Annotated in this window: 27 protein-coding genes; 16 read left to right on the top strand and 11 right to left on the bottom strand. The window is 42.7% G+C overall.

Annotated elements, in window-relative coordinates; genetic code table 11:
* Positions 1-32 precede the first annotated feature (32 nt).
* The 3 genes from AAEY75_RS07500 to AAEY75_RS07490 all read left to right on the top strand — a co-directional run bounded on the left by AAEY75_RS07500 (position 33) and on the right by AAEY75_RS07490 (position 2,305).
* Positions 33-974, top strand: a complete 942-nt coding sequence (locus AAEY75_RS07500; protein ID WP_352259259.1) for a TonB family protein — start codon at positions 33-35, stop codon at positions 972-974.
* A 123-nt stretch (positions 975-1,097) separates the two neighbouring features.
* The gene (locus tag AAEY75_RS07495) at positions 1,098-1,769 is read left to right on the top strand and encodes a MotA/TolQ/ExbB proton channel family protein (protein ID WP_197216707.1); all 672 of its coding nucleotides are present in this window, start codon (positions 1,098-1,100) and stop codon (positions 1,767-1,769) included.
* Positions 1,770-1,903: 134 nt separating this feature from the next.
* Complete coding sequence (locus tag AAEY75_RS07490; protein ID WP_110923171.1) at positions 1,904-2,305, top strand: ExbD/TolR family protein; 402 nt, start codon at positions 1,904-1,906, stop codon at positions 2,303-2,305.
* 213 nt (positions 2,306-2,518) lie between these two features.
* Here the strand turns inward: AAEY75_RS07490 and AAEY75_RS07485 are convergent, their stop codons facing one another.
* Entirely contained in the window at positions 2,519-3,052 is a 534-nt protein-coding gene (locus tag AAEY75_RS07485; RefSeq protein WP_227681316.1) for a DUF2799 domain-containing protein, read from the bottom strand.
* 256 nt (positions 3,053-3,308) lie between these two features.
* On the opposite strand from AAEY75_RS07485, the gene AAEY75_RS07480 reads away from it, so the two are divergent.
* Positions 3,309-3,902 carry a hypothetical protein gene (locus AAEY75_RS07480; RefSeq protein ID WP_352259258.1) on the top strand — a complete coding sequence of 198 codons (594 nt, stop codon included), beginning with the start codon at positions 3,309-3,311 and terminating at the stop codon, positions 3,900-3,902.
* A 307-nt stretch (positions 3,903-4,209) separates the two neighbouring features.
* The gene (topA, locus tag AAEY75_RS07475; RefSeq protein ID WP_352259257.1) at positions 4,210-6,879 is read left to right on the top strand and encodes a type I DNA topoisomerase; all 2,670 of its coding nucleotides are present in this window, start codon (positions 4,210-4,212) and stop codon (positions 6,877-6,879) included.
* A gap of 146 nt (positions 6,880-7,025) precedes the next feature.
* Here the strand turns inward: topA and AAEY75_RS07470 are convergent, their stop codons facing one another.
* Both AAEY75_RS07470 and lon read right to left on the bottom strand, forming a co-directional pair.
* Complete coding sequence (locus AAEY75_RS07470) at positions 7,026-7,583, bottom strand: superoxide dismutase family protein (protein WP_352259256.1); 558 nt, start codon at positions 7,581-7,583, stop codon at positions 7,026-7,028.
* 366 nt (positions 7,584-7,949) lie between these two features.
* Positions 7,950-10,595, bottom strand: a complete 2,646-nt coding sequence (gene lon, locus AAEY75_RS07465; RefSeq protein ID WP_352259255.1) for an endopeptidase La — start codon at positions 10,593-10,595, stop codon at positions 7,950-7,952.
* Between the two features lie 469 nt (positions 10,596-11,064).
* Between lon and AAEY75_RS07460 the strand changes: the two genes are divergently transcribed.
* Positions 11,065-12,426 (top strand): Na+/H+ antiporter family protein, encoded by a 1,362-nt coding sequence (locus AAEY75_RS07460; RefSeq protein WP_352259254.1) that lies wholly within the window; start codon positions 11,065-11,067, stop codon positions 12,424-12,426.
* A 92-nt stretch (positions 12,427-12,518) separates the two neighbouring features.
* Here AAEY75_RS07460 and AAEY75_RS07455 read toward each other — a convergent pair whose 3' ends face one another.
* The 4 genes from AAEY75_RS07455 to AAEY75_RS07440 form a co-directional block, all read right to left on the bottom strand.
* Complete coding sequence (locus tag AAEY75_RS07455) at positions 12,519-12,962, bottom strand: hypothetical protein (protein WP_352259253.1); 444 nt, start codon at positions 12,960-12,962, stop codon at positions 12,519-12,521.
* Positions 12,963-13,154: 192 nt separating this feature from the next.
* Positions 13,155-13,604, bottom strand: coding sequence for a hypothetical protein (locus AAEY75_RS07450; protein ID WP_352259252.1), 450 nt, complete (start codon positions 13,602-13,604; stop codon positions 13,155-13,157).
* A 9-nt stretch (positions 13,605-13,613) separates the two neighbouring features.
* On the bottom strand, positions 13,614-13,850 hold the full coding sequence (locus AAEY75_RS07445; protein ID WP_352259251.1) for a hypothetical protein: 237 nt from the start codon (positions 13,848-13,850) through the stop codon (positions 13,614-13,616).
* A complete protein-coding gene (locus tag AAEY75_RS07440; RefSeq protein ID WP_227680912.1) occupies positions 13,850-14,500 on the bottom strand; it encodes a 5-formyltetrahydrofolate cyclo-ligase in 651 nt (216 codons plus the stop codon). The genes AAEY75_RS07445 and AAEY75_RS07440 overlap by 1 nt, the downstream gene beginning before the upstream one ends.
* A 198-nt stretch (positions 14,501-14,698) precedes the next feature.
* On the opposite strand from AAEY75_RS07440, the gene fumC reads away from it, so the two are divergent.
* The 5 genes from fumC (at position 14,699) to AAEY75_RS07415 (ending at position 18,784) form a co-directional block, all read left to right on the top strand.
* Positions 14,699-16,102, top strand: a complete 1,404-nt coding sequence (gene fumC, locus AAEY75_RS07435) for a class II fumarate hydratase (protein ID WP_197101792.1) — start codon at positions 14,699-14,701, stop codon at positions 16,100-16,102.
* Between the two features lie 163 nt (positions 16,103-16,265).
* Positions 16,266-16,793, top strand: coding sequence for a peroxiredoxin (locus tag AAEY75_RS07430; protein ID WP_020444073.1), 528 nt, complete (start codon positions 16,266-16,268; stop codon positions 16,791-16,793).
* Between the two features lie 313 nt (positions 16,794-17,106).
* On the top strand, positions 17,107-17,475 hold the full coding sequence (locus AAEY75_RS07425) for a hypothetical protein (protein WP_227680913.1): 369 nt from the start codon (positions 17,107-17,109) through the stop codon (positions 17,473-17,475).
* Positions 17,476-17,751: 276 nt separating this feature from the next.
* Positions 17,752-18,141, top strand: a complete 390-nt coding sequence (locus tag AAEY75_RS07420) for a hypothetical protein (RefSeq protein ID WP_227680914.1) — start codon at positions 17,752-17,754, stop codon at positions 18,139-18,141.
* A 205-nt stretch (positions 18,142-18,346) separates the two neighbouring features.
* Entirely contained in the window at positions 18,347-18,784 is a 438-nt protein-coding gene (locus AAEY75_RS07415) for a hypothetical protein (protein ID WP_197101796.1), read from the top strand.
* Between the two features lie 103 nt (positions 18,785-18,887).
* Here the strand turns inward: AAEY75_RS07415 and AAEY75_RS07410 are convergent, their stop codons facing one another.
* The 4 genes from AAEY75_RS07410 to AAEY75_RS07395 all read right to left on the bottom strand — a co-directional run bounded on the left by AAEY75_RS07410 (position 18,888) and on the right by AAEY75_RS07395 (position 22,504).
* On the bottom strand, positions 18,888-19,700 hold the full coding sequence (locus AAEY75_RS07410) for a MipA/OmpV family protein (RefSeq protein ID WP_197101798.1): 813 nt from the start codon (positions 19,698-19,700) through the stop codon (positions 18,888-18,890).
* Positions 19,701-19,814: 114 nt separating this feature from the next.
* Positions 19,815-20,795: a rhomboid family intramembrane serine protease gene (locus AAEY75_RS07405; protein WP_197101799.1), complete on the bottom strand. Its 981-nt coding sequence runs from the start codon at positions 20,793-20,795 to the stop codon at positions 19,815-19,817.
* Positions 20,796-20,957: 162 nt separating this feature from the next.
* Positions 20,958-22,157 (bottom strand): alpha-hydroxy acid oxidase, encoded by a 1,200-nt coding sequence (locus tag AAEY75_RS07400; protein ID WP_352259250.1) that lies wholly within the window; start codon positions 22,155-22,157, stop codon positions 20,958-20,960.
* Positions 22,158-22,195: 38 nt separating this feature from the next.
* Entirely contained in the window at positions 22,196-22,504 is a 309-nt protein-coding gene (locus AAEY75_RS07395) for a glutaredoxin family protein (RefSeq protein ID WP_197101802.1), read from the bottom strand.
* Positions 22,505-22,711: 207 nt separating this feature from the next.
* Between AAEY75_RS07395 and mtgA the strand changes: the two genes are divergently transcribed.
* The 5 genes from mtgA to AAEY75_RS07370 all read left to right on the top strand — a co-directional run bounded on the left by mtgA (position 22,712) and on the right by AAEY75_RS07370 (position 26,939).
* Positions 22,712-23,389 (top strand): monofunctional biosynthetic peptidoglycan transglycosylase, encoded by a 678-nt coding sequence (gene mtgA / locus AAEY75_RS07390; protein ID WP_197101804.1) that lies wholly within the window; start codon positions 22,712-22,714, stop codon positions 23,387-23,389.
* A gap of 103 nt (positions 23,390-23,492) precedes the next feature.
* Positions 23,493-25,667: a polyphosphate kinase 1 gene (gene ppk1 / locus AAEY75_RS07385; protein ID WP_413787063.1), complete on the top strand. Its 2,175-nt coding sequence runs from the start codon at positions 23,493-23,495 to the stop codon at positions 25,665-25,667.
* 275 nt (positions 25,668-25,942) lie between these two features.
* A complete protein-coding gene (locus AAEY75_RS07380) occupies positions 25,943-26,113 on the top strand; it encodes a hypothetical protein (RefSeq protein ID WP_352259249.1) in 171 nt (56 codons plus the stop codon).
* A 161-nt stretch (positions 26,114-26,274) separates the two neighbouring features.
* Positions 26,275-26,526 carry a hypothetical protein gene (locus AAEY75_RS07375; RefSeq protein WP_352259248.1) on the top strand — a complete coding sequence of 84 codons (252 nt, stop codon included), beginning with the start codon at positions 26,275-26,277 and terminating at the stop codon, positions 26,524-26,526.
* Between the two features lie 113 nt (positions 26,527-26,639).
* The gene (locus tag AAEY75_RS07370) at positions 26,640-26,939 is read left to right on the top strand and encodes a hypothetical protein (protein WP_227681319.1); all 300 of its coding nucleotides are present in this window, start codon (positions 26,640-26,642) and stop codon (positions 26,937-26,939) included.
* The last annotated feature ends 41 nt before the right edge of the window (positions 26,940-26,980 follow it).

Below are 26,980 nucleotides of genomic sequence, written 5' to 3'. Positions count from 1 at the left end.
ATTCTATCTCAGTTAATTAATATTAGGGTGTTATGAGTTCAACGAATTTAGACGCGCCATCACCTAAGTTGACGCTTGCGACTATTGCGGTAGTTGTGGGATTGCATGTGCTGACGGCAGTAGCATTAGCGGCGGTCAAAACGCCTGAGATGAAAGTAGAACCAGAAAAAGTGACGCCATCTATTGAAATAGAGCTGATTACGCCTCCACCACCTCCGCCACCTGTGGAGATTGAAGAAATAAAAATTGAAGAAAAGCCGAAACCAGTCAGAGAGGTTAAGCCTAAGCCAAAAGCAAAGCCAGTTGCTGCGCCCAAGCCTAAAGTTGTGCAGAAGAAGCAACCAGTAGATAAGCCGAAAGCGAAACAAGCTGAAAAGCCTAAGCCTGCTGAGTTCACGCCACCACCTGCTAAACAAAAAACTGCCCCTCAAAAAAGCACTACGACGCAAGTGGCTGATAATCAGCAGAAGCTTTTGGCAGCGCAAGCAGCGCAAGCGAAAAGAGATGCATTATTAGCTGAAAAACAGCAAGCACAAGCCGATGCCGATGCCATAGCAGCACAGGTAGCTGCTGATGCGAAGAGAGCTCAAGAAATAGCTGATGCTAAAACCGCTGCCGATGCAGCTGCGGCACAAAAAGCAAAGGACGCAGCAGCAGCAGAAGCTGCTAATAATCAACCGGTACCATTTACTGCCAATAGTGCCAGCTGGGCATCTCCGCCAAACTTCGAATTTCCTAAACGTGCTGCATCTAGTGCTCGTCCAGGCGAGACTTTTAATGTTGTATTGAAAATGACTGTCAATAAACAAGGCGCTATCAGCAATGTAAGAGTGGCAAGGTCGTCAGAGAATCGAATAGTTGATAATGCAGCTAAACAACAAGTTACATCTGGTAGATTTAAACCTTTTACTCAAAATGGTGTTCCAAGAGTAGGAAATGTCACATTTACTGTTTCTTATCAAGTGCCAGAGTAATACCAAGTTTTTTATAGATTGTGATATCAATATTAATAATTCTAAATAACATTGTCATAATGAAAGCAACTGTGCTATCTGCAATGATATCAAGCCATAACACAAAAGACGAAGGAGTCTGACATGGACTTTATGCAATACTGGCAATATAGTGACATGGTGACCAAAACCTTGTTCTTTGTACTATTCGCTTTATCCCTTATCTCTTGGGTGACGGGTATCATTCGTGTACTACAAAGCCGCAAGTTGGCGGCGACGGTTGCCGATGATTTAACTCATCAAGTCCAAGCCAAACAGACTGGGTTGAGAGAAGTAGATGCGCCCACTCGTCGCTTGGTGATAGAGCAGGCGTTGCTCAAGCATATTGGACGCTATCGCTTTTCTAGTGAGCGTGGTCTGCCTATCCTTGGTACGACGGCAGCGATTGCACCGTTTATTGGTTTGTTTGGTACCGTATGGGGTATTTTTCATGCGCTGCATAATATTGGTACGAGCGGACAAGCAGGCTTGGGGCAAGTAGCAGGGCCAGTCGGTGAGGCTCTTATCATGACAGGCTTGGGTATTGCTGTGGCTATTCCAGCGGTGGTCTTTTATAACCTCGCTGTGCGTATCAATCGCCGTGTGATGTATCACGCAAATGATAGAGCACATGACTTACTGGCGGATTCTGCGAATATAAAAGCAGTAGCGAACACGCAGCCTACCGAGCAAGTAACTTCAGTGAAAAGCTCAGCTGACACCCAAACGAGCAATACTAATAAACAGTATCGTAATGTGTCTACTTCGCAGTTATAGACGGTATCATGGGATAGCGACGGTTACCTTTAGCGGGTAACAGTGCTTCCTATCATCGTATAAGTAACGATGAGATAAACAGTGAAGACAAGTACTGACTAAGCACACATAGTAAGCATATATTGAGAGTAATTATGGCATTTCAGTTAGGTGATGATGACGTCCAAGGCATGAATGAGATGAACCTCATTCCGCTTATCGATGTCATGCTGGTTTTGATGATTATCTTTTTGTTGACTGCGACCGTTCTTAATCCGACTGTTCCGCTTAACCTGCCGGAGACGAGTGCACAAGTCAATGAACCACCACCAGAAGCGATTCAGATCAGTATCGATCAGGATGCAGGCGTGTTTTGGGACAGTGATCCTATCACGATAGAAGAGTTGGATAAGCGCTTGCAACAAGAAAGTGCGCAAGGCAAAAACCCTTCTATTCAGCTGCGTGCGGATAAAGAAAGCAAATATGATACGGTCGCACAAGTACTGGCATCTGCCAGCGAAGCAGGACTGACCAAGATAGCCTTTGTTAATGAGTAAGGTAAGTATAAAAGGTGGGTTGGGATTGTCATGTGACGATTGTTAGATAGCCAACCATTAGATAGGTAGAAAGATAGGTAGCTAGTATAATAATAAAATAAAAATAATAAACTTTTCTCCAACCTCACTGAGTACTTAAACCTCAAATTAAGTACTCGGTGAGGTTTTCTTTTTTACCAACGATGCTTTATTTTTACTAATAATGTCTAATTTTTACCAGCGATGGCCTAGTGGGCGATATCTGCGATCAAAGTGACCATATCCGAAAGGATAAGGTGAGCGTAAATAGTCCAAATCTTGCTGGCGGATATAGTAGTAGCGCCCTTGTGAGTAGGCTTCTTCCAACTTCTCGATACCTTCTAGTGGACATACCGCTTGCCACTCGTAACCTTCGCGGCCGAGTTTGTAAGCCGTGAGCTCGGTGCAGTAGTTTTTGAGCCCTTGCTGACGCCCCTGTTCCCACTGTATCCGATTGGGTGTCGCACCGCCTATACTTGCACAGCTACCTGCATAGTGGCCGAAATAAGCACCTGAGCGGCCACGGCTGCCATCTGTATAACCGACTTCTTGCCAGTTACTGGCTTGGCATTGCTGCGGTGTGAGGCTTTGAGTGGTTGCACAGCCTGACAATGTCAGTAATGCAGCACCGACCAGTGATATAGAGATACCTGATTTGCTCATGACTTTATTGACCAAATGGTGAGAAATATCGGTAGTCGATGAGTTTCGCTTAATAAGATAATTCATAATAAACCTGCGCGCGTTTAAAATTATGGTTTATCATAGCACTTTTTGCGGCTGACCACTTTTTCTATCTTATTATTAGGCTGGCTTTCAGTGCCTCTAAGTAGTTGATATGTCAATATATATAGCGATGGTATGGTGGTCTAAATGAGTCGTTGTTGAATGGCTGCTAGCTCATCATGCTTGATTTTTCGTGGTTCGTGCTCATTATAAGCATCTATATAGTATTACTTTAATTCAGTCAAAAGGTCAGACCATCATGGGCATATTTATTGGCGTTATCATTGTACTATTTGTATTAGGGAGTATGATGGCGCTCAAACCGAATGGTATCGATCAGCGCTTGGACAAACTGCGCATGACGGCGCGTCGGTTACAGCTCAATCCAAAACTGGTGGCCTGTCCTGATTGGATTAAAGGCAAAGACAACGAGTATGGCCGTGGCATGATGGGTCAATATTGCTTAGTGCTAGACGAGACGCAATTACCGCATACGCGTTATCAAGTGATTGATGGACAGTGGCGTCCAGATAGTAGTTTTGTCGATACGACGAGAGATACGACCAAACTCACTATCCCAAGTGCCATTCGTTCCAATTATGGTCATGCGGATACCACGGTCAAAAAAACCAATTTTAGCTTGGATAAAGTACCGCTCGATTTACCAGTCAGTATTGAGCCGTTTATAAAAGGCTTATGGACCAAAGCCAATAGCATTATTATTTATTGGGAAGATATTGCTTATGTGCGTCCATTGAGTAACCCTGCTTATCATCACTCACTGATAGAAAAAGACCTGTTAGCGTTGAAAGAAAATTTGGAAAAATGGGCAATAGAAGTACAGAAAACCTAAGCAAGGTAGTAAATAATTTTTTAATCTCCATTAATAACCAATATGCAAGCACTTTTGATAGACTCCCAGTCATTTTCAGTTGACAGTTTAGCGCTTAGCAGTGTAACGTCTTTATAACTATATCTTTATATTATGGTTATTGTTTGTTTTATAACTGTTTTTATGAGCAACTATCAGCGCCATGGTCGAATGTTTAATGCGCCTCAATACAATAATTCGCTGAGCTATTATAACCAATTATTATAAATTGCCATGTCGTTGAATTTATTCTTACTTTTAATTTACTTATATTATGGTGTCGTAAAATATGGCAAAAACCGCAGCCAAAAAAAGTACAGCAACTACTGCTGACAGCCCAAAGGGTAAGTCTTTGGTGATCGTAGAATCACCAGCCAAGGCAAAAACCATTAATAAATACCTTGGTGATGACTTTATTGTACGCTCAAGTATTGGTCACGTTCGTGATTTGCCAGTTGGTGCGAGCAAGAGCGCCAAAAAAGCAGCAACGACCAAAAAAGATGAGAGCCTAAGTAAAGAAGAAAAAACCCAGCAAGCCTTAGTACGGCGCATGGGTGTAGACCCAGAACATGATTGGGCAGCAGTCTATGAAGTACTGCCAAACAAGACCAAAGTCATCAAAGAGCTAAAAGCGCTAGCCAAAGACGCTGACAAAATCTATCTCGCAACGGATATGGATAGAGAAGGGGAAGCAATCGCTTGGCATCTAAAAGAAGTCATTGGCGGTGCTGATAGCAAGTATGAGCGTGTGGTCTTCAATGAGATTACCAAATCTGCTATCCAAAATGCCTTCAAGCAGCCATCCAAGCTCGATATTGACCGTGTCAATGCTCAACAAGCACGTCGCTTTTTAGACCGTGTCGTTGGTTTTATGGTATCACCACTATTGTGGCAAAAAATCGCGCGCGGTCTCTCAGCAGGTCGTGTACAGTCAGTTGCCATGCGTTTGGTGGTTGAGCGTGAGCATGAGATTCGCGCCTTTATTCCAGAAGAGTACTGGCAGATTCATGCAGACACGCATATTGCCAATAGTAATGCCCCAAAAACTTCAGACGCTGAGCAAATTGGTATACGCCTAGAAGCGACCAAGCAAGGTGGCAAGACACTTAAGCTGGTGAATAAAGAGCAGACTGATAAAGTACTAGCCATTCTTAATGCAAATGACTTTATCGTTAAAGAGCGTGAAGAGAAGCCAACACAATCGCGTCCCAGTGCGCCATTTATTACCTCTACATTGCAACAAGCGGCCAGTACGCGATTGGGATTCTCTGTTAAGAAAACCATGATTTTGGCGCAGCGTTTATATGAAGCTGGCCATATCACCTATATGCGTACTGACTCGACCTTTTTGTCTGGTGATGCATTGGCGGCGGTACGTGGCTATATCGAAGACAGCTATGGCACAAAATATGTGCCAGAAAAGCCGAACTTTTATGGTAACAAACAAGGCGCACAAGAAGCGCATGAGGCCGTTCGACCTTCCAATGTCAATATGAAGTCAACCCAGCTTAAAGGGGTTGAGCGTGATGCGATACGGCTATATGAGCTGATTTGGCGTCAGTTTGTGGCGTGTCAGATGCTACCGGCAAAATACCTGTCAGTGAATTTGTTTGTTGGCGCTGATGATGTCGAGCTAAAGGCCCGTGGTCGTACCATGGTGTTTGATGGTTTTACGCGAGTTATGCCGCCAGCCAAGACCGATGACACGCTATTACCTGATGTTAAAAAAGGCGATAAATTAACGCTAGATAAGCTTGACCCAAGCCAGCACTTTACCAAGCCTGCACCTCGTTTCACCGAAGCCAGTCTCGTCAAAGAGCTTGAGAAAAAAGGCATCGGTCGTCCATCGACGTATGCTTCTATCATCTCGACCATTCAAGATCGCGGCTATGTGAAGCTTGAGAATAAGCGTTTATTTGCCGAAAAAATGGGCGATATCGTTACTGATAGACTGACAGCAAGTTTTCCAGATTTGATGGATTATACGTTCACTGCTGCATTAGAAGACAAGCTGGATCACGTAGCAGAAGGTGAGCAAGACTGGAAAGACGTGCTCGATAACTTCTACGGCGAGTTCAAAACGACTCTAGATCGTGCTAAAGAAAAAGACGGCATGCGTCCCAATGATCCGACCGACGTGCCAGATGTCCATTGTGATCTTTGCGACCGTCCGATGCAGTTGCGTACTGGCTCTACAGGTGTATTCTTAGGTTGTACGGGTTATAACTTACCACCGAAAGAGCGCTGTAAAGGCACTAAAAACTTAATGCCAGTCGAAGCTTTTGCCAATCTCGATGATGCTGAAGGTGAAGAAGACGAAGCGGCCGAAGTCAAAGATTTGATGGAGAAAAAACGCTGTCCGAAATGTGGTACAGCGATGAACGGCTATATCGTGGATGGTGGTCTAAAGCTGCACATCTGCGGTAACAATCCTGACTGCGATGGCTATATTCTAGAAGAAGGTAAGTTCGAAGTGCCGGGTTCAGATGCACCAACCATCGATTGTAATAAGTGTGATGGACAGATGGAGCTGAAGACGGGACGTTTTGGTCCTTATTTCGCTTGTCAAAAGTGTGACAACACTCGTAAAGTACTAAAAACAGGTGAAGCAGCACCACCACGTATGGATCCGATTCACTTACCAGAGCTAAAATCGACCAAGCATGAAGATTACTTTATCTTGCGTGAAGGCGCAGCAGGGATGTTCTTAGCAGCGTCTAAGTTCCCGAAAGTGCGCGAGACACGTCCGCCAAAGCTGGCTGAGCTAAGAGAAATCAAAGATAAAATGGAAGACAAGTTCCAGTATCTGTTCGAAGGGCCAGACGAAGATCCTGAGGGTAATGCAACGATATTACGTTGGTCACGCAAGAAAAAAGAGCAATATATCGGCTCTGAGAAAAATGGCAAAGCCACCCGTTGGGGTGTGTACTGGCGTAAAGGTGAGTGGGTAGAAGAGTAAATCTCTTTTACCTTCGTCATAAATAGTTTTAAAGCATAAAAAACCTCTTAGATCATCTAAGAGGTTTTTTTATGCTATCAATAATATTTAGCTCTAATGATATTCAGTTTCAATAACTTTTAGCTTTAAATATTATTAGTGCAATATTACATCGTTTCGATAATACCGCAAGCGACACGGTCACCAGCATTACCTGCTGGCTGACTGGTATAGTCATCCGTGCCACCATGTACGATAAATGCTAAACGGTTAACGCTATATTTACCTGCTTCAGCCGCAGATATTTTCTTGTTTACGAAGTTAATAGTCGCTACACCATTGTCGTTGGCCGTTAGGTTAGGTAGGTCGCCAGCATGACCATTCATATCGTCTGGGTTAGAGTGTGGCTTATTGTCTGGATTGAAGTGACCGCCTGCTGCTTTGCCCATATCGGCACAGCTACCCGTTTCATGGATATGTAGCGCCACTGTCTGACCTGGCTTTAGATTCATCAGCTTACCGTATACTTGTACGCCGTCATCAACTGGGCGTAAGAATATTTGACCAACTTCTTTTTTGTCACCACTTACAGTGTGTATGGTTGATTTTAGGGTAGGTTGGCTCAGAGGGTTGCCTGTTTGCATTTGGCCTTCGACTGTTTGGCAACCAGTCATTGCTAAAGCTGAACCACATAATAGAGTACTTGCAAGCATCATTTTATTCATTATTTTCTCCAATTGTTTTAGTCATTATTTTTAGTCGTCATTAAATTTCGAATATCTATGGTTATTGTTCTATTAAGACTCGTATCAATATTCGTTAACATCGGAGTTAGTATAGCCAAGGTAACCCTATAGTTATTCATCAAATGCGCAACAATCAGTTAATAAATGTAAGTATCGTATGGGTTTGAAAAATAGACTTAGCTAAATATTTTTTGAGATTAAACGAATTTAGATATATAAGCAGTATATCTTGAATAATAGTTGAATGTTCCAAGAATAAATAATGAACATGCATAAAAAAGCCGCCCATCATATGATGAGCGGCTTTTTAGAATCTGTCAGATTGAGCTAATAACAGAACACTTATTAACTGTGCAATGCTTTACCTTTAGTTTTATCGACCGTTACTTTAGCAGGCTTGATTGGAACTGGCATGCTCACCAAAGCAACCTTTAAGATTTCTTCAATCGTGGCTACTGGTTGAATGGTCAAACCTGCTTTAACGTTATCAGGGATATCAGCCAAATCACGCTCATTGGTCGCTGGAATCAACACATGCTTGATACCACCGCGATGTGCCGCGAGTAGCTTTTCTTTGAGACCACCGATACGCAGGATTTTCCCGCGTAAAGTGATTTCACCTGTCATCGCAATATCTGGACGAATAGCAATACCAGTTAGGGCAGAGACTAGCGCTGTGGTAAGGGCACCACCAGCTGATGGGCCATCTTTTGGCGTGGCGCCTTCTGGCATATGCACATGGACGTCAGTGGTTTTAAAGGTCTCATAGTCAATGCCTAAGCTTTCACCGCGAGCACGAACCACGCTCATGGCTGCACGAATAGACTCTTTCATGACATCGCCGAGCGACCCTGTAAAGCTAAGCTCGCCTTTACCTTTCATGGCGACTGCTTCGATAGTGAGTAGCTCACCACCGACTTGCGTCCAAGCAAGCCCAGTAATACGGCCAATCTCAGGCTCTTCTTCAGCCAGACCATAGTCATATTGATGGACACCGAGATAGTCATCGATGTTTTTGTCATCGACCACGATTAGCTCACGTTCTGCTTTTTTCGGAGCACGTGCGCCATGTGTCTCAACTGAACCGCGAACGACTTTACGGCAGATTTTATTCACTTCGCGCTCAAGGTTACGGACACCAGCTTCACGGGTATAACTACGAACGATACTGTGCAGCGCTGCTTCAACAATCTCAATCTCGCCTTCTTTGAGACCGTTATTCTTAATCGCTTTTGGCACTAGATACTTCTGTGCGATATTTACTTTTTCTTCTTCGGTATAACCCGGTAGGCGAATAACTTCCATCCGATCAAGGAGAGCTGCTGGAATATCCATGCTGTTGGCAGTACAGATAAACATCACTTGCGATAAGTCTAAGTCCATATCTAAATAATGGTCGTTAAACGTATCGTTCTGTGAGGGATCTAACACTTCAAGCAAGGCTGATGCTGGATCACCGCGGAAATCTTGCGCCATCTTATCAATTTCATCCAATAAGAATAGCGGATTTTTGACTTCGACTTTGGCCAGTGACTGAACGATTTTACCTGGCATTGCACCGATATAGGTACGGCGATGACCACGAATTTCCGCTTCATCACGTACGCCACCAAGTGCCATACGTACGAACTTACGACCAGTGGCACGAGCAATCGATTCACCCAGTGAAGTTTTACCGACACCTGGAGGACCGACGAGACATAGAATCGGGCCACGAAGTTTTTTCACACGTGATTGCACGGCGAGATATTCCAAGATGCGGTCTTTTACATCTTGTAATCCGTAATGATCTTCGTCTAATACCGTCTTAGCTTTGTCTAAATTGATCGAAACTTTGGTCGTCGCATTCCACGGCGTATCCAAAATCCACTCAATATAGTTGCGTACGACTGATGATTCACTTGATGCAGGTGGCATCATCTTGAGCTTCTTAAACTCTTGCTCCGCTTTTTTGCGGACATCTTCTGGCAAGTCAGCATCTTCCAAGCGCTGCTCAAGCTCAGCGACATCATCATCACCATCGAATGCGCCGTCATTCATATCTGACAGCTCATTTTTGATGGCTTTCATTTTTTCGTTTAAGAAGTATTCGCGCTGATTCTCTTCCATTTGCTGACGGACAGCTTCTTGGATATCTTGCTCGATATTTTGCTCAGCACTTTGTTTGACCAAGTATTCAGTCAAGGTATTGATATGCGTTTTGATATCGTCTTTTTCTAAGAACGACTGTTTGATATCAAGATCCATCGACACACGAGTTGAGATGAAGTACACCAACTCAAGTAAGTCGTCGATGCGTTTCGCCACACGAGTTAGCTCACGCGCATTACGCAGACGTGCATCAGCATAGCTTTCAAAGAGCGTAGTCAGCGCTTGAATGGTGTTCTTTTGCTGACTCTCATCCATACTGACATCGAGGTCAGCACGCTCAAATCTTGCCATCAATAACGTGTCGTGATCTTCTATATTGTCAACGCGCGCACGATACTGACCTTCGATTAATACCTTGATGCAATTTTCATCGCTGTCATGCGGCATGGTGCTGACGATGCGGCATACCGTACCGTATTGATATAAGTTGTCTTGATCAATGTCTTCGGTCAGCGAGTCTTTTTGCGCCACGACCAGTACTTTATTACCGTACTCAGCCTGTGCCAGCTCAACGGCTTTGACCGATGGCGCACGGCCTACGAACAAGGCAATTTGCATATGTGGATAGACGACCACATCTCTCAATGCCAATAAAGGTAAGTATGTATCGTCTTCAACGCTGTCTTTAGCATTGTCGTCTTCACTAGTACTGTCTTCGCTATCGTCGTCTTTGGCAGTATCTTCGTCTTGTGTAATATCTTCGATACTGTCAGACGCTGTCTCTAACTCGCTTTCTGACGCATGACTAGACAAGGTGTCTGGCTGGTTATCATCAGCAACAGTAGATGAAACGTCGATATCTATATCGATATTGTCTTGGGCTATTTTATGTTCACTCATATATTTTTCCTCGTTCACCAGACTTGTAAAGTCAAGTTCGTGGTTCATGTTTAGATAAATGGTGCTCACAGATAAAATTGCAAGGCTTGTACTCAAACTCACCTGCTTAACTTTGCAAAATATTTATATCTAACTGAATACAGAGCGTCATATGGTTATGAGCTTAATGCGTCACTGGTGAGAGTCAGTATATCGGAAGTAGCCATACAAGAGTCATAGAAAGCAGTCATAACAGATGCTTAGAGAACACTTATAAATAGCATCTATCAAATATCTATTGGGTTCTTCGCATAGGTTTTATAGGCAAAATAAGGTAAACTGTCGCGCGTCTTAAACGGTGTGTTTTAGAGTAGAACGCTTTAGAGACACATTCGAGAAAAAGCATTTTTGAGACGACGGCGATATCCATAAATTATGAGATATCAATAAGTTTACATTGAACCAAAGCAAATAGAATACGAGGCAACACATGGCAATCAATGCGGTACTGCTGGCAGTCATCATCATGTTGGGGCTGTCACTTGCGCGAGTGCACGTGGTGCTCAGTTTATTAATTGGTGCGCTGGCTGGTGGACTAATAGCAGGTCTCGGTATTACTGAGACTTTAGAGGCGTTTCAAGAAGGTATCCGCAATGGTGCAGAGATTGCACTGTCATATGCGTTACTTGGGGCGTTTGCGGTCGCCATTGCTCATTCGGGATTGCCGCAATCACTGGCAGGATCTGTCATCAAGCGCATTGATGCAGGCGGCACCAGTGGCATGATTAAGTACATGCTGTTTGCAGGTCTCATTACCATGAGCTGCTTTAGCCAAAACTTAATCCCTATTCATATCGCCTTTATTCCTTTATTAGTACCGCCACTGTTACTAGCATTCAATCGTATGCACATTGATAGACGACTAATTGCGTGTTTGATTACCTTTGGTCTGGTCACCACCTATATGTTTATCCCATATGGCTTTGGTGATATCTACCTCAATCAAATCATGCTCAAAAACGTTGGTGAGGCGGGCATTGATATTAGTGATATCTCTGTCACTAAAGCGATGGCGATACCAGCCTTAGGCATGTTTATTGGTTTGCTGATTGCTGTCTTTATCAGTTATCGCAAGCCACGCGCGTATCAACAAGTTGCCATAGATAAAGAGGCACATGATGCGGTCGTAGAGGGTGATGCCTTGAGCAAAACGGCGGCTGATGCACAGTCGCAAAGCAAGCTAAAAACGCTGGTTGCACTGGCAGCTATTGTGACTGCTTTTGTCGTACAGCTTTATACTGATTCGCTGTTGCTGGGTTCGATGTTTGGTTTTGGTGTCTTTATGGCCACTGGTGTGGTCAAGTGGCGTGAAGCCGATTCGGTTTTTAATGATGGTATCAAATTGATGGCGATGATTGGCTTTATTATGATTACGGCACAAGGGTTTGCGGAAGTCATGAAAGTAACTGAGCAAATTCAGCCGCTGGTCGATGGTGCGGCGTCATTGTTTGCGGGTAATAAAGCAATCGCGGCGTTCATTATGCTATTGGTTGGCCTAATTGTGACCATGGGTATTGGCTCATCATTTTCGACGATTCCTATTTTGGCCGCGATTTATGTACCGCTATGTATCTCGTTAGGATTTTCACCATTGGCGACTGTGGCGATTATCGGTACGGCTGGCGCGCTGGGTGATGCAGGTTCTCCTGCGTCAGACTCAACCCTTGGGCCGACGTCTGGTCTAAATATTGATGGACAGCATGACCATATCAAAGACAGTGTGGTGCCGACCTTTATTCACTACAATATTCCGTTATTGATATTTGGTTGGATAGCAGCGATGGTGTTGTAGACGTACAGAGTACGGCCTGTAAATAACAGCAGATAAAACAAAACTTAGAAGTAAGTCTTGTTTTTTTGAATAAGAGATACAGAGGGTAAGGGTTATTGTGAAAACACAGGCGTTTCTTTATGTATTAAGCCATTTTTCATCTCTGTTATGGTTTTAAGTAGAAGGTAGCTGAAAAAAAGCTGAAAAACCGGATCGTAGATATGATCTAGCGCTAAATTACCATGCCTATAGTCTAGGAATGATAAACCAAACAAAACCATGAGTATCCCTAAGAAAATATAAGATACAAGGATAAGGATACGTGAGAATGATTTGTCGTTGCGCTGTTTTGTCCGTTGTGTTTCTACATAGCTCACGAGTGCGAAAGTATAGAATACCGTTAGAGTGAAGCCAAAGCTCTTAAGTCCGGCAAGCTCAAAACCATTATAGTCATATATATAATCAGCAAGCGTTAGCAGAAATAATATTACGAAAAGGTAAAAAATAACCTTGAACGAAGCTGGTGACATAAATTCTTTTTTCGTTTTGCTCTTCATGACGGACGATACCTATTCGGTAATGATAATTATTTCCAATAATTATAGTTTATAGGTAATTTATAAACAATAGTTTGATATAAAAATAAGTATTTATCCGTTAAAGCATTTCATTATTGATACTTGGTTGGATTGTGATGTTGTAGGGTAACTTGTATTTTTAATTAGGTATGAAATTTCCTATCTTCATTCCTAGGTTCTACGGAATACACAACGTAAAAAGAATGAGCAAGCCTGACAAAAGCAAATAACCGAAAACAGTAGAAAAGATAAGAAAGTCCAAAAAACCATAAAGCCTAGTGACGGCGGTGCATGCATTGCCACCATACCGAAGCAAAGTAAAAATAATGTGGTAATAATCAGCATGGTAAAAAACTTCCACTGGCTACGCATGTATACATCGATAGTAACGAGAAAGCTTAAATGAAAAAGCATCGCAACCACCAATATGACGACGAGCTCTATATCATATGAATGCGGCTCAGGAGCATCAAGCATCTGTAGCGCATGAGGGTTTGGCTCAAAGCCTGAAGTAATAATAAGACCGACAAACAAAGCCCATAAAATAGCGAAAAATATTCGTAGTTTCTGAGCTTTAAAGTAGCTAGCGACTGTCCTCATAGAAATTTTTTTTGTGCTCATGTGTCATACCTAATCATCAAAATCTTTAATCTCACCGTTCAAACTACTCAAAAATTCATTGCTTTGGGCCATCAGTTTATTTAGACGCTCTTCATTGACTAGCCTTGTCATCTCCTCAGAGCTAAAGGGTTGTTCTTGACTGTAGTAACGCAGCTCTCTAGCGTCCTCATTGCCTAATGTCTGCAAATACTCATCCACATTATCAGCGCTAGAGTTAGCATGCATCGCTTGTTTATCATTTTTCATCAAAACCACCTTATGCTGCTTGGCGTAATTAAGCCATCTAATGGCACATCCCAAGGCTGCCGCGCTAATTGCTCAACCACTTGAAAGTCATAACACCAGCCAATTTTTAATGGCTTTTTAGCGCCCGACCGATAGCTTTTGCCAAGCGTCGTATCATAGAACCCACCACCCATGCCCATACGGTTGCCGTTTAGGTCGACCGCTACTAGCGGACAGATAATAACATCCAATTCGCGCGCCCAAAGTAGACGGCGATGATGGTTTTGCTTCATACCTAATCGATGTATACGTGTCGGTATGTTGAGTAGTTTTGAATGATAAATAGGTACGAAACGTAGATGTTTATCTTCAAATCCATTGCTAGTACGGCCAAGTGAGCCGACGACTGGTAAGTAAGGAAAATAGCCTAAGCGTTGACACCAGTCCAATATTGGCTGAGTAGGCAGTTCACCAAAGCCATCGTAATATAGTCCAATACGTGCATTCGTTGGCAAGCGCTGCTGTAGCTTAGATAGATGCAAGCTTGCAGACTGAGCAAATTGTCTCCGCGTGCCGTCGCTTAACTGGCGGCGCTGGCGAGTAAAGTGCCGTCTGGGCGGATTGCTAACTGCCGAATCCTCCGCCGCTACGTTTTTTGGTTCAGGATGCATAGTTATACTATCCGATAATTTATTGAGTTGATGGTGACTGGTGCTTTTAGACATTGCTCAAGGCTATTTGTGAATATTCAACACGCCCTAGTCATGCTATCATAACGCCACTTTATATCGTATTCTCCTTTATGTGCAGCAGCTGTTGCATTTTTTACGAAGCAGTCATAAAACAACAAACCATCAAAGAGGGTAGTTATGTCGACACAGAATCAGGCAACTCGTACCGAAAAAGACACCATGGGCAACGTGGAAGTCCCAGCTGACGCTTATTGGGGTGCGCAAACTCAGCGTAGCCGTGAGAACTTTAAAATCGGTGGCGAGACTTTGCCACGTCCGATGATTGAAGCAATGGCACTGGTCAAAAAAGCCGCTGCGATTACTAATGCAAGCCTAGAGCGTATCGAAGATGACAAGCGTGATCTCATCGTGCAAGCCGCTGACGAAATCATCAACGGTGGTCTAACGGATCAGTTCCCATTGGTTGTATGGCAGACGGGTTCTGGTACGCAGTCAAACATGAACATGAATGAAGTATTGGCCAACCGTGCCAATGAAATCGCTGGTTCTGAGCGCGGCAGCTACACGCCAATTCACCCAAATGACCATGTAAACCATGCACAGTCTACCAACGACAGCTTCCCAACGGCGATTCGTGTGGCGGCTGCTCGTCAGATCAATAGCTTATTGATCCCTGCGGTAAAAGCATTGCGTGATACGCTAGCTGCAAAAGCCAAAGAATTCGATAGCATCGTAAAAATCGGTCGTACGCATTTACAAGACGCCACGCCTTTGACGTTAGGTCAAGAGTTCAGCGGCTATGTTAGCCAACTTGATCACTCATTGGTACGTATTGATAATGCGTTGCAAGGTCTATATGAATTGCCATTAGGTGGTACTGCAGTTGGTACGGGTCTAAACGCCCATCCTGATTATGCAGTAAAATCAGCTGAGCAACTAGCGACTTTGACTGGCTTGCCATTCGTTACCTCACCGAACAAATTTGAAGCACTAGCGGCTCGTGATGCAGAAGTGTTTGCGTCAGGCGCACTAAAAACGCTAGCAGCTAGCTTGAACAAAATCGCTAACGATGTACGTTGGTTGGCATCTGGTCCTCGTTGTGGTCTAGGTGAATTGACGATTCCTGAGAACGAGCCAGGCTCTTCTATCATGCCGGGTAAAGTAAACCCAACTCAGTCAGAAGCATTGACGATGGTTGTTGCTCAAGTCATGGGTAACGATGTGACGATCAGCATGGCTGGCGCATCAGGTAACTTTGAGCTAAACGTGTATAAGCCAGTTATCGCGTTTAACTTATTGCAATCTATCAAACTATTGGGTGATGGCTGCAACAGCTTCAATGAAAACTGTGCCGTTGGTATTGAGCCAGTAAAAGATAAAATCGATGACTTCTTGCACAACTCATTGATGCTAGTGACTGCATTGAACCGTCATGTAGGTTATGAGAATGCTGCGAAAATCGCTAAAACTGCTTATAAAGAAAACAAAACGTTGAAGCAAGTTGCGGTTGAGCTAGAGCTATTAACTGAAGCTCAGTTTGATGAGTGGGTAATTCCTACTGATATGGTGAACCCTAAGTAAGCAGTAGACCAAGCAGTAGATCAAGTAGTGACCTGCTACGGCGTCAGACATTGCTTAATGTACGATAAGTACCATTTGCATTCGTTTTTCTGGTAGCAGCGTCATATTTGTTCGACTGAGAATTTAGAAATAAAAAAGACAATAACCTAAATCGGAGTAAACAATGATTACCCATGTACCTGATATGACTTTTAAAACTCGTGTTCGTGATGACTCTATTGGAGGAGACAACCCATTCACATGGTATGATCTAACCACAGATGAGTTATTTGCCAATAAAAAAGTGGTTGTGTTTTCTCTACCAGGTGCGTTTACGCCAACTTGTTCAACCAGCCATCTCCCCCGTTATGAAGCGCTCTATAATGAGTTTAAGGCATTAGGCATAGATGAAATAGTTTGTATTTCTGTCAATGATGCGTTCGTCATGTACCAATGGGGTCTAAAGCAAAACCGTGAAAACGTTTTCTTACTTCCTGATGGTAATGGTGAGTTCACTCGTAAAATGGGCATGCTTGTTGATAAGAGTAATGTTGGCTTTGGTATGCGCTCATGGCGTTATTCGATGGTTGTCGACAATAAAGAAGTTAAAAAAGTGTTTAAGGAAGCTGATTTTGGCGACAACTGCCCAATAGACCCATTTGAAGTATCAGATGCAGACACTATGTTAGCGTATTTAAAAAGTAATGCTTAGATTCCATTGAGAAGTTAGAAATAAAAAAGACCTTGTCACGCTATGTGGCAAGGTCTTTTTTTGCTTTCTGATTTGGCTGTGTTCTTTATTCATCTAAACCAGTAGGATACCACTGCAGTTAGAGCTATATTAGACCCCTTTTATATTTAATAAACTAGACAAGACAACAGTGAATATAATATACAAGTTACGATGACATATTTTTGAGCGAATATAAAATGATAGTAAATCTGCGTGACTATATAAAGCAATACACCAAATCTCAACAAGTTGGCATCTATATAATATTTTTTTAATTTATCTGGGTTTGTTTATGAAAATTTGGGGATTTAATATGATAGCTGATAAGTTAGCGGAAGATCCAAGTAATTTCAAACAAGGATGTATGTATTATGAAAGTACGTTTATAGATAAAAAAATAAATATGAAGATTTTGACTGTATCTATAGATGGCTATAAAAGTGAACACATTCATATTTTTGCGAATAGCTTTCCTAGTAATAAAAACTGGAAAGGGAAAACGTATAAGAGGTTTATTGATTATGCAGAAGCACATCGACGAGACTGCCACCCTGTAGAATACATAGAATTCCCTTTATTGATAGGACGCGAGATTTATATCTACAATTATTTAGGTGATTTTGGTGACACCATGAGTCCCTCCAATATCACCAAAGACTGATACTATGACGATTGTTAAAAATAGAGTATTAAAAAAAAGACCTTGCATAAGTAATCGCTACCCTCTAAAAGTATATTGGGGGAAGTCAGTGAAACGGTACTTTTGCAAGAGGTCTACTAGACAAGATGCCAGTGAATATAGTGTACGAATTACAGCAACATATTTTTAAGCGAATATAAAATGATAGTAAATCTACGTAACTATATAAAGCAATACACCAAATCTCAACAAGTTGGCATCTATATAATATTTTTTTTAATTTATCTGGGTTTGTTTATGAAAATTTGGGGATATCGCTTGATAGCCGACAAGTTAGCGGAGGACCCAAGTAACTTCAAACAAGGATGTATGTATTATGAAAGTACGTTTATTGATAAAAAAATAAATATGAAGATTTTGACTGTATCTATAGATGGCTATAAAGATAAACATATTTCAATCTTTGCGAGAAGTTTTCGTCGAAATCAAAACTGGGAAGGGAAGACATATAAGGGGTTTATTGATTATATGGAAGCACATCGACGAGACTGCCATCCCGTAAAATATATAGAATTTCCTTTACTGATAGGACGCGAGATTTATATTTACAACTATTTAGGTGATTTTGGCAATACCATCCGCTTCTCTAATACCACTAACTCTACTTCCAATATCACTAAGGACTAATACCATGACGATTGTCAAAAATAAAGTATTATAAAAAAAGACCTTACCACATCACGCGACAAGGTTTTTTTATGCTTATGAATTTTTGATGAAGAGGATGCGACAAAAACATAGCTTTTACGCAAAGTAAGGAGTGTTAGATAGGTATATTAGGAGCTATTAGATCAAACAACCATTGCTCCAGTAGAATAGGTAAGGATAACTCATGAGCCTTGATCATACTTGTCCCAACCCTCCAACACTGTCTAAAATAGCTCTGTACGTGTGGCTACTATCTCTATGTTTACCTGCGCTACATTACGATGGTGAAACCTATTTTGGTTATGAGACTTTAGTAATGGGTATTCTATTTGGTTGGGTCGGTTTAGTATTCCAAGCTTATAGTAACCTCACTTTTTTGCTAGCTATATACCTGACGTTTCGCCATAAAAACCCGATTAACCTTGCCGCTTTTACTTTTATGCTTGGGTTATCTACTTTTTTTATCACAACCATAGTAGCAACAGGCGATAAAGGAATTCATGATTCAGAAATCGAACTGAAAGTTTGGGGATTCGGGTGTTGGATTGGCTCATACATATTATTATTCATAAGTACGGTTTGGCGCTTCTATTTAGAGCAAAACTTAAATAAAGTACGATAAAAAAGCCAGCAGAGCGTTTGAGTTTATAACAGCTCGACTTAAACCAAAAAAAGCCGAGCAAAATGCTCAGCTTTTTCACATCAAATCAAATATCTAACCCTAACTAGAACTTATAAAGCAAACCAAGCGTTGTCGCCGCTTCAGTACGTGAGTCGACCATTGGACTATCGTACTGCTCATTTGGGACATAGCTCACGCTTTGATTGGCAAACCCTGCCCAACGATCATTGAAGTCATAGTTGGCACTAATATTAATATACGGGTTCACACTCGAATTAGATTTATAAGCGTCAACGCCTGTTTCCGCTGATTCTTCATCACTGACGCCATAATAGTATTCATTGTAGTCAGCATCATGATACTCAAAACCAATGCTCGGATAGACCGTCAGCTTGCCTTTAGTGATTCTAGCAAGATACGTCAAGCGAGCCGTGTTGCCGCCACTACGATCTAACACATCAGTCCCTATCTGAGCACGGATGCCGCCAACAGACGTACGACGCTGATAGCTCAGACCCGCTTCTGCTGATGATTTGCGTTTATCCAGACCTTGAAGCGCACCATTGGCATCATCAGGATCAAACTCAGAACCAGCGAGTTTGGCATAGGCAGACAACTGATTGACACCATCATTGATCGCGTAGACACCCGCTTGCGCGCCGCGTATATAAAATCTGTTATTGTCATAAAATGCACCTGGTAACACATTTACCTCGGTATCATCTTCCAGATCATAAGCTGATTTGACCGCCATGACGTTGACGCCGACGCTTAGTACAGCATCTTTGTCAGTCGGTAAGTTGTCATTAAAAATCGCAGCGTTAGACAGGCTAGCCACACTGAGTAGCGCAGTAGCGGTTAACGCATTGAACATAGTACGCGTAGAGATATGAGGTAGCGCTGCAAGTGTAAACATAAGAGAATCTCGTAAAGGAGTGGTCGTCATAAGATAAAACAATTAGGTAGCAATAAGCGAGTAGGGAAAACCAAACTAAGAAGCCGTTGAGCCATGATAGATAAGTATGGACGTTTACTCAATAGCTTTTAATATTTGTAGTATCTGATAGTGAATATCTTGCCACCACCAGACAAAGCCAATACTGATCAATAACATCGCTAGCCATGGCAATAACTGCCAGATAAACGAGGGTTTGATAGGTGTTTTTGATGGGATGCTGCTGGTATGAGCAGTGTTGATATCTGACCCTGCATCCGTTCCAGTATTACTTTGAGCATAAGTATCATCGCTACGTGAATCGGTCGTATCTAAATCAGTAGCCTGACGAGCTGAGTAACTATCGATGCTAGGCGGTTGATTGATGTAGGTCGTTTGATAACGGTGTAAATTTTGGTTTTGATAGATAGCCGCGTTTTGTAGCGTAACAGCCAAACGCTGACGGTAAGCAATCGCGAAAGACAGTGCGATGATTAGTCCGGTAATAGCACCACCGATATGACCCGCGTTATCTATACCCGGTACGGCAAAACCATAAACCAAGTTAATGCCCATGATAAATATCAAGCTTTTGAGATTGAGCACCATGCCATTCACTGATATTTTAAACAGTGCAGCGATTAATAATGCCGCGCCAATACCCATAATACCACCAGAGGCACCAGCCGACAGTCCAGGCTGTCCCGTACCATCCAAAAGACTCTGCCATGTCACATAACTATTGAGTAAATTGCCACCGATTGCGGACAATAAAAACAATGCCAAAAACTTGGCTGAACCAAACATCGGCTCGGCAACTTGCCCAAAGAAATACATGGCAAAGCCATTAAACAACAAATGCATCAAGCCAATATGCAAAAATGCACTGCTCACCAGCCGCCATGGTTGTTCTTGCATGGTGTAAGGCAACGCATTCGCGCCCCATTTTAGCAAGGCCTCAGTGGAGGGATTATTGGCATCGACGCCTGTCAGCACTTGCACAATAAATAAGCCAATAAAGCTGACTAACAATAACGTGGTGACGGGCGCTGTTTTGAATAACTGTTGAATGGTCATAAAAGCTAACTATTAATGAAAGGTTGTGAGTAGAGTATAAAGGGTATGGTCAGATAATGTTATGCATCAACCTGCCAGCGCGTTTTAAAGCTTGGCAATTTTTATGATTAGCGACTCATACATTGCCATTTCAAAAGTGGCTGGTTTTAAAAATGGCTAGATTTAAACACCAGCAACTTTGAGGTTTTCATAAGTGCCTTTCACTAAAATATTATCCGTGACGTTATTGATATCGGTATGACCACAAAATGCCATTGAGAGATCACATTCTTTATAAATGATTTCAAGCGCACGGCGTACGCCATCTTCACCATAAGCGCCAAGCCCATACAAGAAAGCCCGTCCAATCATAGTGCCTTTTGCACCCAGCGATATAGCCTTTAATACATCTTGACCAGAACGAATACCGCTGTCTAGCCAGACCTCTATATCGCTATCCTCAGCATGCACAGCCTGCACGATGTCAGAAAGCGCAGAAAGAGAGGACAGCGCCCCATCTAATTGACGGCCACCATGGTTTGAGACGACCAGAGCATCAGCGCCACTACGGGCAGCCATGATGGCATCTTCTGGTTCCATGATGCCTTTTATAATGAGTTTACCACCCCACATGTCTTTTATCCGTGCGACATCGTCCCAGCTTAAACGCGGGTCGAACTGCTCTTCTGTCCAAGCGGTTAGTGAGGACAGATCGTCTACGCCTTTTGCATGACCAACGATATTGCCAAAGCTGTGACGTTTGGTGCCGAGCATATTTTTACACCATTGCGGTTTGGTCATGAGATTGACGATATTGGCAAAAGTTGGTCTAGGCGGTGCGGACAAACCGTTTTTAATATCTTTATGACGTTGTCCAAGTACTTGTAAATCAGCAGTCAGAATCAGTGCTGAGCAGTTAGCATCTTTCGCCCGTTGAATCAGATTAGCGACGTAGTCTTGATCGCGCATTACATATAACTGAAACCAAAACGGCGCACTGGTGTTTTCAGCGACGTCCTCGATTGAGCAGATACTCATGGTTGAGAGTGAGAAGGGCACGCCGAATTTTTCAGCAGCCTGTGCGGCCTTAATTTCACCGTCTGCCCACATCATACCGGTAAACCCTGTTGGAGCAATGGCGACTGGCATCTTGACGGATTCGCCAATCATTTGTGTGGCCAGACTGCGGTTGTCCATATCGACCAAGACCCGCTGGCGTAACTTGATACGGTCAAAGTCGGTTTCATTACTACGATAAGTGGTTTCGGTCCATGAGCCTGAATCGACATAATCATAAAACATACGTGGTACTTTGCGTTCGGCGATTCGGCGCAAGTCTTCGATTTCAGTAATCTTTTTTAAAATAGGCTTTAGATCTTTCATGGCGTTCCCACTATCTGGTTTTTATGACTGTTTTAATATTATTGACTGAGTAGTTGCTGTAAGTCCAGTACCGAAAACGGATAATTTAATCGCTTTGACGGCGTCAAGATAACAGGAATCGTGGTGGCAAATTCCATCATCAGGGATTCATCAAAATCAGCGATATCGACATCATGATAGGTAACGGGCTGTACTGCTTGAAACTGTGTCAGCAGTTGCGCGGCGACATCACATAGATGACAGCCAGACGTGCCTAGCAACCACCATTTATCCTGATAGGCATTAAGGCTAGGGGACTTTTCAATGATCCGTGCTCGTAGTTCTTTTATATTATTATCATCGTACATAGTTGTTCTCTTGTTTTAATACTTGTCACAAAAAGCTTGTCTTAGAATTTTAGTCAAAAATTAACATAGTGTTTCACTGTTATGACATGATAAAGAAGTAGGGTAAATAATGACAGCGATTGTGAGATTAGGTAAGATGACCTGCTGCTTTTCATTACTGACTTATTACTTCATCTTATTACCTTTTTTAACATTTGGATATCGCGCATGGCAAGTTTTGGCAAATTTCTCAAACGACTATTATTGGTATTGATACTGTTAGTCGTGGCATTTCACGTGCTAGTCGCTGGACTGCTGTTAATTTGGAAAACGCAGCCGATCAATAACAGTATGTTTATGTTGTCGCATCGCCTAACGGGTGGCACGGTCACTCAGACGTGGGCTAATTATGATGCCATTGCAAAATCTGCCAAACAAGCGGCGATAGTAAGTGAGGACTCGACGTTCAGCCAACATAGTGGTTTTGATTTCAAAGGTATTAAAGCTGCACGTAAGAAAAATGAAGAGACAGGTAAGGCGTCTGCTGGCGGCTCAACGATTACTCAGCAGCTCGCAAAAAACTTATTTTTGACCTCGCATCGCTCGTACGCGCGTAAAGGCGAAGAAGCTATAATTACCGTGATGATTGAGACGCTATGGGACAAGCAGCGTATCTTGGCTGCGTATCTCAATGTGGCAGAGTTTGGTAATGGTATTTATGGTATCGACGCGGCAGCGCATCATTATTTTGATAAGTCGGCTGCCAACCTCAACCGTGATGAGTCAGCTTTGCTTATTTCTATGTTGACCAACCCAAAATATTACGAAGACAATCAAGGCGATAGACGATTACGTAACAAACAGAGCATCGTTAAAAAGCGTATGAAAAACGCAGTGTTACCATAGTCGCCCGAGTTTAATGACCCTATAACAGATGATGGCGTATCGATACAGTAAAAGGACTAATGACGTGTTAGATGTGAATAAAGAGCAAAGTAGTGATAGCAATGTGAATGACGTTGTGGCTGTTGATAATAAAACCCATACAGAGGGTAACCATGAGAATTTGACCACAGTGGCATGGCAGCGTTCAGAAGACGGTAGCTACTCGCCGAGCAGCTATATTAATCGTGACCTGTCTTTATTGCAGTTTCATTTACGTGTATTAGCGCAGGCGGCCAGTCCCCGCCATCCGCTACTTGAGCGCCTATTTTTCTTGATTATTTTCTCATCAAACATCGATGAGTTTTTTGAGATTCGGGTCGCAGGCCTGATGCAAAAGCTCAATATCGGTGATGTCTCGACCAGTGTCCACGGTATGCGCCCTAGTGAGGTACTGAATGAGATATCCACGGTCATGCATGATGCTATCGATGAGCAGTATCGCATTCTTAACGAAGATGTCTTGCCCGCGCTTGCTAAGGAAGACATCCGTTATCTAAAACGCGATGAGCTGAATGCAGAGCAGTCGGCTTGGATGAAGCGCTATTTCACTGAGCAAGTATCGCCAGTGTTGACGCCGATTAGTATTGATCCTGCGCATCCGTTCCCGCGTTTGGTTAATAAAAGCTTAAATTTCATCGCTACCTTAGAAGGCAAAGATGCGTTTGGTCGTGATATCAATCTTGCGATTGTGCCAGCGCCGCGCAGTCTGCCACGTGTGATTCGTCTACCTGATGAATTGACAGGCGGTAAAGAGCATCACGTCATGCTATCTGCCATCATTCATGAGCATATTGGAGAGCTATTCCCTGGTATGAATGTGACAGGGTGTCATCAGTTCAGGCTGACCCGTAATGCCGATTTAGATCTGGCTGATGATGTCGAAGATATTGCCAAAGCGCTAGAGGGTGAGTTAGAAAACCGCCGCTTTGGTGACAAGGTTCGTTTGGAGGTCACCATGGACTGTCCGACGCATATCAGTGATTATCTACTCAATGAGTTTGAGCTACATGATAATCAGCTATATCGTGTCAATGGTCCAGTTAACTTAACACGGTTGCTGTTTGATTTTAATATTCCAGCGCTGCGCTATGAGCCGTTCACTCATGTGATACCGAAAGAGTTCCGCCGTGAGATGGACAAACTGGACAAAGCGACCAGTATGTTTGCCGCGATGCGCAAAAAGGATGTGCTCGTACATCACCCTTTTCATGCATTTTCGCCAATTATCAATTTATTATGGCAAGCCGCCAGTGATCCAAAAGTGCTAGCGATTAAGCAAACGCTATATCGTTCAGGTACCAATTCAGAAATCGTCAAAGCACTTGCCGCTGCTGCCCGTAATGGTAAAGAAGTGACCGCTGTTATCGAGCTGAGAGCGCGTTTCGACGAAGCCTCTAATATTGCCGTTGCTAATTATCTGCAAGAAGCGGGCGCAGTCGTGGTCTATGGTATCGTCGGTTATAAAACCCATGCCAAGCTCATGCTCATCGTTCGCCGTGAGGATGACCGTATCCGCCGTTACGTGCATTTGGGTACAGGTAACTATCATGCTGCCAACGCAAAAGTCTATACCGACTATGGTTTGTTTAGCGCAGATCCTGACATCTCAGAAGACGTCCATAAAATATTCCAAGAGCTGACAGGGATGGGCAAGCCTGCCAATCTCAAAAAGCTACTGCATGCCCCATTTACGCTACATGATAAATTAATACGCTTTATCGATGCTGAAATCGCACATGCAAAAGCAGGCAAGAAGGCTCACATTATCGTGAAAGTTAATGCCCTGACTGAGCGTCGTCTAATTGCTAAGTTGTATGATGCCTCACAAGTAGGCGTCAAAATCGAGCTGATTTTGCGCTCTATATGTTGCTTACGTCCACAAGTAAAAGGTCTGTCTGAAAATATTACTGTACGCTCTGTGATTGGCCGGTTTTTAGAGCACACACGTGTTTATTATTTTTATAACAATGGTGATGAGCGTCTATATTGCGGCAGTGCTGACTGGATGGATCGCAATCTATTCCATCGCGTAGAAGTGGCATTTCCTATTGAAGACAAAAAACTGTTTAAGCAAGTCTATCAAGATGGATTGCTCAGTTACCTAAAAGACAATACTCAAGCTTGGACACTGGATGGCAATGGTGTGTGGACACATCTGCAACCAGTAGCGGGTGAAACGCCGTATATCGCCCAAGAACACCTATTAAAGGTTATCAATGGGGTGGGAGATTCAGTCTAGCGCACTCTTGTAGATATATTTTTGATGTTGTAAATAGTTTTAAACGAGTTAACAAAACCAAGCGCTGGTAAGTACTGGCGCTTGGTTTTTTATTTGGACAAATGATTTGTATAAGTTACAAACTGTCTTGTAACCTCACATTTATTCACATATTGATACGGCAGTACACTGGTGAGGTACGCAACGTTCTACTTATAATCAATATCAGTCCTACTAGATAGGCAGCTATATAAAAACAAGTAAAACCAATGAATTATAAAAATAGGAAAATCATTATGAGTACGACAAACAACGACAGCTCAGATATCAAACAAGCAGCAGAAAACGCTGACAGCAAACAAATTGCACAAAATCTCAAGAGTGATAGAAAAGTAGATGCGCCTGAATCATTGAGTGAAAAAGAGCAAACCTCTTTCATCGAAGATGAACTACGCACTGACAAATAGTTATGGTAATAAATGCTTTGATTTAACGTTTAACGAAATATAGTTGATTCAGTTTAAAAGAGAGACAAGGAAACCCAGTGCAGATGTACATCTGGTACGTCAAGCGAGGTTAACGCTGTCACTCTCTTATAGAGGATTGACTACAACTTGAGGGATAAGCTATGACAATTAATAGTCAGTCAAACAATGAAGAAAAAGTAGTAGTCAATGATTCGGCAGCATCACATCCAAACAACATACAGGACAGTTATGAAGGGCGTAAGCATGAGCCAGACATTGACGGTCCACAGCAAGACTCACAAGAAACAGATGAAATATATGCTGATCCACGCAAAGAAGAAGACTTACCAGCGGGTGGTAAAAATGTTGCGGATTTGAATGTCCAAGACTTGAGCCAAAAAGGTAACGAGTAAAGATTGGCTGATGTCGAATGAATTTGATAAACAGCTTTTAATGATAAATAACTTCTAACGATAATTGACATAGCCGTTAAAAAGAGACGAATAAAAATAATAAGGATATGACCATGGAAAACAAAAAATCAGTATTATTAGATGGCCAGATAGAAAAGAATATCACTGAGAACAAAGGAACGGACACGTTTGAAGAAGGGGTTGTTCGTTCGGAACACGTAAATGACAACGATAATCCTGCCCGTCAGCCTGATCGCCGTGACCAAGAGGGCAATGCTTTTGATGACGGTATCAATGAGCATACAGTTGGCAGTGAGCCTTCTAAAAGTGAAGGTATTAATAATCTAAACCGTTATGCAAACGCTGACAATGCGCAATTACGTGTGCTGAACCCTGATGAAAAAGACAGATAGTATTTACTCAGTAATTTATATGTAGATAAGACAATAATAAT

Source organism: Psychrobacter sp. TB55-MNA-CIBAN-0194 (genome assembly GCF_040309505.1).
GTDB lineage: Bacteria > Pseudomonadota > Gammaproteobacteria > Pseudomonadales > Moraxellaceae > Psychrobacter > Psychrobacter fozii.
The sequence above is the reverse complement of the archived record's forward strand: the minus strand, read 5'-3'. Positions and strand labels throughout refer to the sequence as shown.